The organism is Microvirga sp. 3-52 (genome assembly GCF_018383585.1).
Taxonomy (GTDB): domain Bacteria; phylum Pseudomonadota; class Alphaproteobacteria; order Rhizobiales; family Beijerinckiaceae; genus Microvirga.
In genome coordinates this window covers 19,861-30,534 of sequence record NZ_JAHAMK010000031.1, presented here as the reverse complement: position 1 = coordinate 30,534, position 10,674 = coordinate 19,861, and the positions used below count along the sequence as shown (strand labels likewise).

Below are 10,674 nucleotides of genomic sequence, written 5' to 3'. Positions count from 1 at the left end.
CTAAAAGAACAAGTAACCTTCTTCTCAAACAGGACCGGTCGTTTCCGGTAGTAAAAATTCTCCTGGCGGAGCATCTGAGTGGCTATAACTGTTCTGATCGTCGACGATAGCAAGCTGGCGCGCATTGTCGCCGGCAAGACCTTGGCTGCTCTGCAGCCCGAATGGGAACGTATCGAGGCCGGAAATGCCGAGGATGCCCTCGAGATCCTGCGCGGGAGGAAGATCGACGTGGCCATGATCGACTTCAACATGCCGGATAAGGATGGTCTGGAACTGGCTGCTGAGTTGCGGACCATTCACCCGACCATGCCCGTCGCGGTGATCACCGCCAATATCCAGGACGAGGTGATTGCCCGGGCGAGGGAGGTGAATGCCACCTTCGTCAGCAAGCCCCTGACCGAGGACGGGCTTAGAGGATTCATCGCTGGAGCGGCGCTCCGCCTGCGGTCAGGCGGCACGTGATCATAATGAAAGATCATATCGAGCTGACCGACCTCGAACATGATGCTCTGACGGAGCTCGTCAATATCGGCGTCAGTCGCGCCGCCTCGAGCCTGCGCAAGATGATCGGCGAAGAGGTCCTCCTGTCCGTTCCCTCCATCGAGATCATGGCTCCTCAAAATGCCACTCGACTGATCAGAGAACGTGAGACGGATGAACTCGTCGCCATTCAGCAGCAGTTCGAAGGCGCCTTCTCGGGCCGAGCATTGTTGATCTTTCCCGAAGCGACAAGCCTTGATCTCGTCAGGGCCATCATCGGGAGCGATGTGCCGCTCGATCAGGTTGCCGATATGGAGCAGGAGGCTCTTGCCGAAACGGGCAACATCATCCTGAACGGATGCCTCGCGACCATGGCGAACATGCTGAAGCAATCCCTCAACATCTCCCTGCCGGAAGTGATCCGCGGAGATGGTGCGGCACTCTTCAGTCTTCCGCACGAGCGACCGGACGAGGGTCTGGTTCTCTTTCTCTACATCAATTTCTCGATTCGAAATCGCAATATCCGGGGCTATATTGCCATGCTGATGGATCTGCCGTCGCTTGCTGCGCTTAAAGAACTGATCGCGGGCTTCATCGAACGGGTCATTGGCGACGAGGCTTGAACGATGGTATTGAAGCTTCCCTTGAACAAGTCTTACATGACATGACGGTTCAAATCTTGTCACGGGGCGAAGCGAAGCGGGCGATCGATATGGCCGCAAGCGAATTGCGGCGAATGGCAGGACCGATCTTCTCGTCCTTCGAGAAGTCCGGGCTGCCCATGATTGCAACGGATCCGCGGAACTCCGACAACCCTATCGTTTACGTGAACGAAGCGTTCTCCAGGGTTACAGGTTACTCCCCTGAGGAGGCGATTGGCAGAAATTGCCGCTTCTTGCAAACTCCTGACACGGACCAAGGCGCTGTTGCGAAGATACGGGAAGCAATCAGAGCCGGTCGGGCGATCTCAGCCGAACTGCTCAACCGTCGCAAGGATGGTTCACAGTTTTGGAACCATCTCTTCATAACACCCATCTGCAATGGAAGCGGAGAGCCGCAGTTCTTCCTCGCAACACAGGTCGATATCACTCAGGCACGTCAGTCACAGACAATGCAGGCCGCCTTTGAGGCGAGCCAAAGAGAGCTGGACCAGACAAACGAGCGGCTTCGTCTGACGCTGACCGTTGCCGGTACCGGCGGTTCCTGGGATTGGGATGTTTCCAACCGACGCTTTACCGCGGATGCGAGGTTCGCGGTACTTCATGATCTTGATCCTGCAGAGGCATCCAAGGGGCTGCCCACCGAGGAGTTCTTCAAAGCCATTCATCCGGAGGATCGTCCGCGAATTCGTCTCGCCGTCGGCGGCATTCTCAACGGAGCAGAGATCTTCTCGAAGGAATACCGTCTTCTCGCCCCCGATGGTTCTGTCCGCTGGGCTCTTGCACGAGGACGCTGCCATTTTGATGAAGGTGATCGCCCAGTGCGGTTTACCGGCGTCGTCATCGACATTACCGAACAGAAGCACGTAGAGGAGCGTCTTCGAATTGCGCAGAGCGCTGGCGGAATCGGAACATTCGAATATTTGGATGGCTATGCCACCGTCAATGTCTCGGATGAGTTCTGCCGGTTGCTCGGGCTTCACCCGAGCAATGTTCTCCCGGTTCGGACCGTCAACTCTCTCGTCGAGCCGGGTGACCGCCCTGTCGTCGAACAGAGCTCCGGTGAAGCTGCCTCCTATGTGGAGTTTCGGATCCGGCGCGCTGATGACAAGGAACTTCGCTGGCTTGCCCGGCGGGGCGAGCATGTGCGCGACACGGAAACGGCAGGATTGCGGTTCATCGGCGTGATCTATGACATCACGGCGGCCAAGCGATCTGAATCGAGACTCCGCGAGCTTAACGAGAGGCTGGAAAGTCGCGTCGAAGAGCGCACCCGCGAGCGCGACCGTCTCTGGAGCCTTTCAAGCGATCTGTTCAGTGTTTGCGACGCCGACGGCTATCTCAGTGCGGTCAATCCGGCCTGGTCGGCACTGCTGGGATACCGGGAGGATGAGATCGTCGGAACTCGTATCGACGCCTGGATCCACGAAGAGGATCGATCTTTAAGCAATACCCTTCTTCAGACTTTGCAAGGCGGGATGGCGATCAACGACATCGACGTCCGCATCCAGGCTAAGGATGGTTCCTATCGGTGGATCAACTGGACCTTCGCCCCAGCGGAGGATGTGTTCTACAGCGTCGGACGCGATGTGACGCAGCGCAAACAACTTGAGGAGCAGCTTCGGCAGAGCCAAAAGATGGAGGCGATCGGTCAGCTGACAGGCGGTATCGCACACGACTTCAACAATCTGCTGACAGGCATCGTCGGTTCGCTCGATCTCCTTCGCTCACGAATGGCACAGGGACGTCTCGACAAAATCGATCGTTACATCAGCTCCGCAACCACGTCAGCCAACCGCGCCGCCGCACTGACGCATCGCCTTCTCGCCTTTGCGCGACGGCAGCCTCTCGACCCGAGGCCGGTCAATGCCAATCGACTTGTCCTTTCCATGGAAGATCTTCTTCGGAGAACCATGTCCGAAGCGATCCACCTCGAAATCGTTGCATCCAATGACCTTCCGCTGACGCTCTGCGATCCGAACCAATTGGAAAGCGCAATTCTCAATCTCGCGATCAACGCTCGAGATGCCATGCCCGAAGGGGGCACACTCACCATCGAGACTTCCGTCACTAGCTTGGATCGTATCTATACCACGTCCCAGCAAGATGTTTCTCCTGGTCAGTACCTGACGATCAGCGTGTCGGACACCGGAACCGGCATGCCTGCTGATGTTCTCGCTCAAGCCTTCGATCCCTTCTTCACGACGAAGCCGATCGGCGAGGGAACAGGACTCGGTTTGTCCATGGTCTATGGTTTCGCCAAACAATCTGAAGGACATGTCAGGATCTACAGCGAAGTTGGCGCAGGTACGACCGTCAAGATTTACCTGCCTCACTACACAGGTGAAGTTGAAGGAGAAGTTCCCGAGGTGGGTTTGAGTGAAGCCCATCGCGCCGGGGCCGGTGAGACAGTTCTGGTCGTCGAGGATGAGCCGGTCGTCCGGTCGCTCATTCTCGAGGTTTTGGCCGATCTCGGTTATCAAGCCCTTGAGGCGGTGGATGGTCCGTCCGGACTCAAAGTTCTGGAGTCGAAAGAGCGGATCGATCTGCTTGTCAGCGATGTGGGGTTGCCTGGGCTGAATGGTCGTCAACTCGCCGATCACGCACGCTTGATGCGCCCAAATCTGAAAGTGCTCTTCATCACCGGCTATGCCGAGCAGGCGGCAATCGCATCCGGTTTCCTGGCGCCAGGCATGGAGATGATCACGAAGCCTTTCGCCATCGAAGATCTGGCTTTGCGGATCCGTGAAATAATAGAACGAGCCTGAGAGAACGGAGGCGTTCGATTGTTGACCGCATAAGTTCTACAAGGACTTATTCGAGGATCCTGAGGGGCCGCTGCAAGCGTTACGATCATGGACGGTTGCGGCGAACTCGCGCGGGCTTTTCTCCAGGGTCAGTCTCGTTCAAGCGTGTCTCGATCCAAGAGGCCTCCTTCTTGAGGAGAGAGGCAATCTCAAGCTGGCGCTCTGGATACAAACGACTTTCCGTCGCCGCGATGGAGAGGGCTCCGACAGGTCTGCCGTCCGAACGATGGATCGAAACGCCGATGGCCCATGAGTCCGGGAGCAGCATTCCAGGATTGAGCGCGTAGCCTCTTGTCCGAGTGTCCTGAACGAGGCCACGAAGTGCTGAAGGCGAGAACGGTGGGTACTTGTCGGCGAGAATGTCCGCATTGGCAGCCAACACTTCTTCTACATCCTCATCGGGCAAGGCCGCGAGCAATGCCAAGCCCCCGGCTCCGACGCCGAGCGGATGCCGGTCTCCTGCATGAAGGGCATGGACGCGGATCGGGTAGGGGCCTTCCTCGCGATGCACACAAATAGAGTGGACATCCCGGGGTACGGAAAGAAAGGCGGTATCGCCGGTCTGCTGACTTAATCTTACAAGGGAACGGAGGGCGATCGAATGAATGCCAAAACGCGCGCTCGCCAGAGTCCCGAGAACATGAATTTCCGGACCTAGATAATAACGTCGAGTGTCCGAGTCCTGATCAAGTAGGCCCGCCCGTAAGAGCGCGAGAAGCATGCGCCTGACGGTCGGCTTCGGGAGACTGCATTGCTCAACCAGATCGGACAGCCGAGTACCTGAAGGTCCCGCCCGCCCTACGAGCAAGAGCAGTGTTGCTGCTTTGTCGATTGCCTGGGCTCCATAGGAAGCTCCAGCATCGATGCCCTGGACGGCAAGCCGGGCCGCTATGGTCTTTTGGTATTCCAGCATGTGGACCTTTGAGGGTGGAGCAAATGAGGATTTGTTCCAAAGAGCAATTTTCAATTGACAAGGAAGAGTATCAGAGTGCCTCCTTAGGGGCCAACGAAAACGCCCGCCAAGTGGCGTGCCGTCAATAACATAGGGTCCGCCATATGGACCTGATTCTTGAGGAAGCATGGGACCGGAGGGTCTCTTATCAGGAGGGTTACATGATCTTGTCTCGCCGCCGGCTGATTACTGTCGGTTCAACCGCTATTGCCGGTGCCGTTGTCGGAGCCCCGTTCATAGCGCGGGCCCAGCAGGCCGAGTTCACCTACAAATACGCAAACAATCTGCCTGACTCACACCCGATGAATGCGCGAGCGCGGGAAATGGCCGCCGCCATCAAGGCCGAGACGAATGGTCGTTTCGATCTTCAGATCTTCCCGAGCAGCCAGTTGGGGTCCGATACGGATACGCTTAGCCAGGTGCGCTCGGGCGGCGTGGAGTTCTTCACGCTGTCGGGCCTGATCCTGTCCACCCTCGTACCGGCCGCATCCATCAACGGGATAGGCTTTGCCTTTCCGGACTATGCGACGGTCTGGAAGGCAATGGATGGCGAACTCGGCGCCTATGTCCGTCAGCAGATTGCCAAGGCGAACCTCGTGGCCATGGACAAGATCTGGGATAATGGTTTCCGGCAGACGACGTCCTCGACGAAGCCAATCAATACGCCCGACGACCTGAAGGGCTTCAAGATCCGGGTGCCGGTCTCTCCGCTCTGGACTTCCATGTACAAGGCCTTCGAATCCGCTCCGACATCGATCAACTTCAATGAGGTCTATACGGCGCTTCAGACCAAGGTGGTGGACGGCCAGGAGAACCCCCTCGCGATCATTTCAACGGCGAAGCTGAGCGAAGTCCAGAAATACTGCTCCCTGACGAACCATATGTGGGATGGCTTCTGGTTCCTGGCAAACCGGCGCGCATGGGAGAGGCTGCCTGAGGACGTGCGTGCCATCGTGTCCAAACACGTCAATGCCGCGGGCGTGCAAGAGCGCGAGGATGTAGCCAAGCTGAATGGCAATCTTCAGCAGGAACTCGCCGCAAAGGGGATGGTGTTCAACCAGCCCGATCCGGGGCCCTTCCGCGATAAGCTGCGCAAAGCCGGCTTCTACTCGGAGTGGAAGGGAAAATACGGCGATGAGGCATGGGCTCTGCTAGAGCGTGCGGTCGGCACCCTGGCCTAACCCGACCTTGCCTGCCGGGATTCCGCGCCCGTAGCAAAGGGATCCCGGCGCCTCTGCGACGGATCGTTGTCTCGGTCGAGCTGCGTCGTAGAAACTGATAGGGAATGTTTGGACATGACATCCTCCGCACAGGCCATTCCTGCGTCAGAACCAATCATCGTTGCGGAAAGTGACGAGGTTCGGGCCGGGTCGCGCTTTTTGAAACCTGTCGAGATTGTCGCTTCGGCTCTATTGGTCGCCATCGTGACGCTTCTGCTGGCGGGCGTGACCTCACGCTATGTCTTTTCGCTTCCCGTCGTGTGGATCGACGAGGTCGCGTCGATCTGCTTCCTGTGGCTTGCCATGTTGGGATCTGCCATCGCGCTCGACCGCAACGAACATCTCAGGCTGACATTGTTCTTGCACAAGATGCCTGAGCGGGTTCAAGGATTCATGGAGGCTCTCGGTCTCCTGGTGATAGCGGCCTTTCTTATCAGCCTGATGGTGCCCGCCTTCGACTATGCGCTCGAAGAGTGGCACATCACTTCGCCTGCGCTGAATATTCCGAATACCTACCGCGTCGCGGCCATTCCTTTCGGCATGGTGTCGATGCTGGGGATCGTGATTGCCTATGCGCTGAAAAGCTCGTCATGGCGCGACCTTGTAGTCGCGGCTCTACTGATTGCCGTGCTTGCCGGTGCGCTCTGGTTCTTCTCGCCCTCCCTCGTGAAATTGGGCAGCGCCAAGATCATTCTGTTCCTGGTTGTATTCGTTGCGGCCTGCCTTGCGGCCGGCGTACCGATCGCCTTCTGCTTCGGTATCGGTACTTTGAGCTATCTGGCTTTTGCCACGCAGGTTCCGACCTTCGTCATGATCGGACGAATGGATGAAGGCATGTCCGGAATCATCCTTCTGTCGGTTCCGATTTTCGTCCTCTTGGGTTGCATCCTGGATGCGACCGGAATGGGCAAAGCCATCGTTGATTTCCTGGCCTCACTTCTCGGCCACGTGCGAGCCGGCATGTCGTACGTGCTGCTCGGCTCACTCTTCGTCGTGTCCGGCATCTCCGGGTCGAAGGTTTCCGATATGGCCACCGTCGCTCCGGCACTCTTCCCGGAGATGAAGCGGCGGGGGCACAGCCCACGGGAGATGATCGCACTTCTCGCAACCGGCGCGGCGATGGCCGATACTGTCCCGCCCAGCATCGTCCTGATCGTTCTGGGCTCGGTGGCAGGCGTCTCCATAGCAGGCCTGTTCACCAGCGGTTTCGTCGTCGCCATGGTCCTGCTTGCGGTTTTGGCGATTCTGGCGCGCTGGAAGTCCCGTCACGAGAGCATGGAAGGTGTCCGCCGGGCTCCGGCCTCCTTGATCGGCCGCACGTTGCTCGTCGCAGCGCCTGCGCTCGTGCTGCCGTTCATCATTCGGAGCACTGTCGCCGGCGGCGTCGCGACGGCAACCGAGGTGTCGACCATTGCCGTCATCTACGCTCTGTTCGTGGGCATCGTTCTCTATGGCGGCATCGGCTGGCGCAAGCTCTACGGGATGCTGGTCGAGACCGCAGCGCTGACCGGATCGATCCTGCTGATCCTGGGAACCGCTCTTGCGATGGCCTGGGCGATTACGCAGGCTGGGGTCGCCCAGGGACTTGCGTCGGTCATGACGGGTTTGCCTGGAGGCTGGATCAGCTTCATGGCCGTGACCATCGTCGTCTTCATGATTCTGGGTTGCGTTCTTGAAGGGCTTCCTGCCATCGTTCTGATGGCTCCCCTCATGTTCCCGATCGCGAAGAGCCTTGGGATCAACGACATTCATTACTCGATGGTCATCGTTACGGCGATGAATATCGGCCTGATGACACCGCCCATCGGTATCGGCTTCTATCTTGCCTGCAAGATCGGCAATGTCTCGCCCGACGAGGCCATCGGCGCGATTTGGCCTTACCTCGTGGCGCTCATCATCGGTCTCGTGATCATCGCGACCGTACCGTGGATCTCGACGGCTTTTCTCTGATCGCAGCCTCGCTCTCGCGAGGATGATTGTTCAAGCCGTATGATACAGGGAAGTAGCCTTATGCCACACGCAGTTATCGCCGGTCTCTGGAGACGCCGCAAATGACGGGCTCCGCTCAGCTCCCTGCAGGCGGTCTGGTACCCGTGTCCAAACGGGTCATGAACCTGGCCAACTTTCTGCGTCAGGCGGCGCGACGCCACGGAGACGAGATCGGTTTCGTCTGGGGTGATGCGACCTGGACCTGGGGCGATCTGGCGCGGCGTGTCAATGCGATGACTTCTGCCTTGGCCGCAAGGGGAATCGGGAAGGGGGACCGCGTCCTGGTGCAGTCCAAGAACTGCAACCAGATGTTCGAGTCCATGTTCGCGTGCTTTCAGCTCGGGGCTGTCTGGGTGCCGGCGAACTTTCGTCAGACCCCGGATGAGGTGGCCTATCTCGCCCAGTCCAGCGGCGCCTCGGCCATGATTTGCCATCGCGACTTCCCGGAGCATGTCGCGGGAGTGCGTGAGGCTGCGCCCAGCGTCCGGCTCGTGATCTCTATCGGGCCTTCGGAGTTCGGTGAGGACTATGATGATCTTGTCGCACGATACTCGGGCGAGGGCGTGCCCCTGGCACCGGTCGAGCACGATGATCCATGCTGGTTCTTTTTCACGTCCGGCACGACCGGGCGGCCAAAAGCTGCCGTTCTTACCCATGGCCAAATGGCGTTTGTGGTGACGAACCACCTCTGCGATCTGATGCCGGGTACGACGCACCAGGACGCGTCTCTCGTGGTGGCGCCCTTGTCCCATGGCGCAGGCGTTCACCAGCTCACGCAGGTGGCGCGCGGGGTCAAGACAGTGCTTCTCTCAAGCGAACGGTTCGACATCGACGAAGCCTGGAGGCTCGTCGAACAATGGCGGATCACGAATCTCTTTACCGTTCCGACCATCGTCAAGCTGCTGACCGAGCATCCCTCGGTGGACATGCACGACCACTCTTCCCTTCGCTACGTGATCTATGCCGGCGCTCCCATGTACCGGGAGGACCAGAAGCATGCGCTCACGAAGCTCGGAAAGGTGCTCGTCCAGTATTTCGGCCTTGGCGAGGTCACGGGCAACATTACCGTGCTTCCGCCGGCGCTTCACGAGTCCGGCGATGGTCCCAATGTGAAGGTCGGAACCTGCGGTTATGAACGCACGGGCATGCAGGTCTCGATCCAGGACGAGCAGGGGCGCGAGGTGGCACCCGGCGAGACTGGGGAAATCTGCGTCTGCGGTCCGGCCGTGTTTGCAGGGTACTACAACAATCCCGAAGCCAATGCGAAATCCTTCCGAGACGGATGGTTTCGGACAGGTGATCTCGGGCATGTGGATGAGGAAGGCTATCTCTACATCACCGGACGCGCCTCCGACATGTACATCTCGGGCGGTTCGAACGTCTATCCGCGTGAGATCGAAGAGAAGATCCTGACGCATCCGGCCATTGCCGAGGTCGCCGTCCTGGGAGTGCCTGACAGAACCTGGGGCGAGGTGGGGGTGGCGGTCTGCGTGTCGCGGGCGCAGGCGGATGTGAGTGAGAGCGAACTCCTGGCCTGGATGGAGGGCAAGGTTGCCCGCTACAAGCTCCCGAAGCGGGTGTTCTTCTGGGAGGCCTTGCCGAAATCCGCTTACGGCAAGATCACGAAGAAGGACATCCGGGCAGAGCTGGAGAGGCGTGGCTGCCTGCCCTTTGCTCAACCATCACGGGACACGACCTGATGTGAACGGCGGGGTCCGCCACGGAAGTGCGTTGTACGTCCTCGGGAGAGAAACATGGCTCAGCAGCAGACAGTCCTCGTGACCGGAGGGGCTTCCGGCATCGGGCTTGCGGTGGTCGAAGCGATTCTTGCCGAAGGTTGGCGCGCCATCGTGGCGGATCTCGAACAGAAGAACCTCGACCGCTGCAAGGATCTTCTCTCCCCATCCAACAACCGGGTTCGGTTCGACCGGATGAATGTTGCAGACGAAGCCGAAGTCGTCCGCACTATCGTGGCTTGCGAGGCTGAGTTCGGGCCGATCACGGGTGTCGTCAACTCAGCCGGCATCGGTCGGGACGTGCCTGCGCTCGATACAAGCGTCGATCTCTTCCGAAAAATGCTGGAGGTCAATCTGATCGGGAGCTTTGTCGTGTCGCGCGAGGCAGCGAAACTGATGCGAGCGCGGGGAAGCGGATCCATCGTCAACATCGCATCCGTGTCCGGCGTCATGGGCAACAAGGGGCGGGTGGCCTATGGGGCTTCGAAGGGCGGTGTCATCACAATGACGAAGGTCATGGCCGTCGAATTGGCCTCCAATGGGATCCGTGTGAATGCGATCGCGCCCGGGCCGATCGAGACGCCTCTCGTCCGGGAGGTTCACACCCCCGAGGTGCGCGCTGCCTGGATGACCACGGTGCCGCAGCGCCGCTACGGCTCACCGGATGAGATTGCCGGAGCCGCGGTCTTCCTCCTCGATCAGCGCAAGTCCAGCTACATCACCGGACAGACAATCTGTATCGACGGCGGCTTTTCCATTGCCGGCATTCTTGATCCCGCACAGAGCGAGCCCGCCTCGCATACTCTCGGCACCGGGCATGGGTGAGACCAA

The 10,674-nt window shown here is 59.0% G+C and carries 8 protein-coding genes; 7 read left to right on the top strand and 1 reads right to left on the bottom strand.

Annotation, left to right across the window (positions count from 1 at the left end):
- Positions 1–78: 78 nt before the first annotated feature.
- The 3 genes from KHP60_RS19665 (at position 79) to KHP60_RS19655 (ending at position 3,907) form a co-directional block, all read left to right on the top strand.
- Positions 79–462 carry a response regulator transcription factor gene (locus tag KHP60_RS19665; protein WP_213566006.1) on the top strand — a complete coding sequence of 128 codons (384 nt, stop codon included), beginning with the start codon at positions 79–81 and terminating at the stop codon, positions 460–462.
- A 5-nt stretch (positions 463–467) separates the two neighbouring features.
- The gene (locus KHP60_RS19660) at positions 468–1,103 is read left to right on the top strand and encodes a chemotaxis protein CheX (protein WP_213566005.1); all 636 of its coding nucleotides are present in this window, start codon (positions 468–470) and stop codon (positions 1,101–1,103) included.
- Between the two features lie 113 nt (positions 1,104–1,216).
- On the top strand, positions 1,217–3,907 hold the full coding sequence (locus tag KHP60_RS19655; RefSeq protein WP_213566024.1) for a PAS domain-containing sensor histidine kinase: 2,691 nt from the start codon (positions 1,217–1,219) through the stop codon (positions 3,905–3,907).
- A gap of 85 nt (positions 3,908–3,992) precedes the next feature.
- Here KHP60_RS19655 and KHP60_RS19650 read toward each other — a convergent pair whose 3' ends face one another.
- Positions 3,993–4,859 carry an IclR family transcriptional regulator gene (locus KHP60_RS19650; RefSeq protein ID WP_213566004.1) on the bottom strand — a complete coding sequence of 289 codons (867 nt, stop codon included), beginning with the start codon at positions 4,857–4,859 and terminating at the stop codon, positions 3,993–3,995.
- 200 nt (positions 4,860–5,059) lie between these two features.
- On the opposite strand from KHP60_RS19650, the gene KHP60_RS19645 reads away from it, so the two are divergent.
- The 4 genes from KHP60_RS19645 (at position 5,060) to KHP60_RS19630 (ending at position 10,668) form a co-directional block, all read left to right on the top strand.
- Positions 5,060–6,079 (top strand): TRAP transporter substrate-binding protein, encoded by a 1,020-nt coding sequence (locus KHP60_RS19645; RefSeq protein WP_213566003.1) that lies wholly within the window; start codon positions 5,060–5,062, stop codon positions 6,077–6,079.
- 114 nt (positions 6,080–6,193) lie between these two features.
- Positions 6,194–8,068, top strand: a complete 1,875-nt coding sequence (locus tag KHP60_RS19640) for a TRAP transporter large permease subunit (protein ID WP_213566002.1) — start codon at positions 6,194–6,196, stop codon at positions 8,066–8,068.
- A 101-nt stretch (positions 8,069–8,169) separates the two neighbouring features.
- The gene (locus KHP60_RS19635; RefSeq protein WP_213566001.1) at positions 8,170–9,807 is read left to right on the top strand and encodes an acyl-CoA synthetase; all 1,638 of its coding nucleotides are present in this window, start codon (positions 8,170–8,172) and stop codon (positions 9,805–9,807) included.
- A 54-nt stretch (positions 9,808–9,861) separates the two neighbouring features.
- Entirely contained in the window at positions 9,862–10,668 is an 807-nt protein-coding gene (locus KHP60_RS19630) for an SDR family NAD(P)-dependent oxidoreductase (RefSeq protein WP_213566000.1), read from the top strand.
- The last annotated feature ends 6 nt before the right edge of the window (positions 10,669–10,674 follow it).

What these genes read in the sequence shown, in the direction of transcription:
- KHP60_RS19660 (WP_213566005.1), top strand. Translation starts at nt 468, where the DNA reads ATGAAAGATCATATCGAGCTGACCGACCTCGAACATGATGCTCTGACG.
- KHP60_RS19655 (WP_213566024.1), top strand. Translation starts at nt 1,217, where the DNA reads ATGGCAGGACCGATCTTCTCGTCCTTCGAGAAGTCCGGGCTGCCCATG.
- KHP60_RS19650 (WP_213566004.1), bottom strand. Translation starts at nt 4,859, where the DNA reads ATGCTGGAATACCAAAAGACCATAGCGGCCCGGCTTGCCGTCCAGGGC.
- KHP60_RS19645 (WP_213566003.1), top strand. Translation starts at nt 5,060, where the DNA reads ATGATCTTGTCTCGCCGCCGGCTGATTACTGTCGGTTCAACCGCTATT.
- KHP60_RS19640 (WP_213566002.1), top strand. Translation starts at nt 6,194, where the DNA reads ATGACATCCTCCGCACAGGCCATTCCTGCGTCAGAACCAATCATCGTT.
- KHP60_RS19635 (WP_213566001.1), top strand. Translation starts at nt 8,170, where the DNA reads ATGACGGGCTCCGCTCAGCTCCCTGCAGGCGGTCTGGTACCCGTGTCC.
- KHP60_RS19630 (WP_213566000.1), top strand. Translation starts at nt 9,862, where the DNA reads ATGGCTCAGCAGCAGACAGTCCTCGTGACCGGAGGGGCTTCCGGCATC.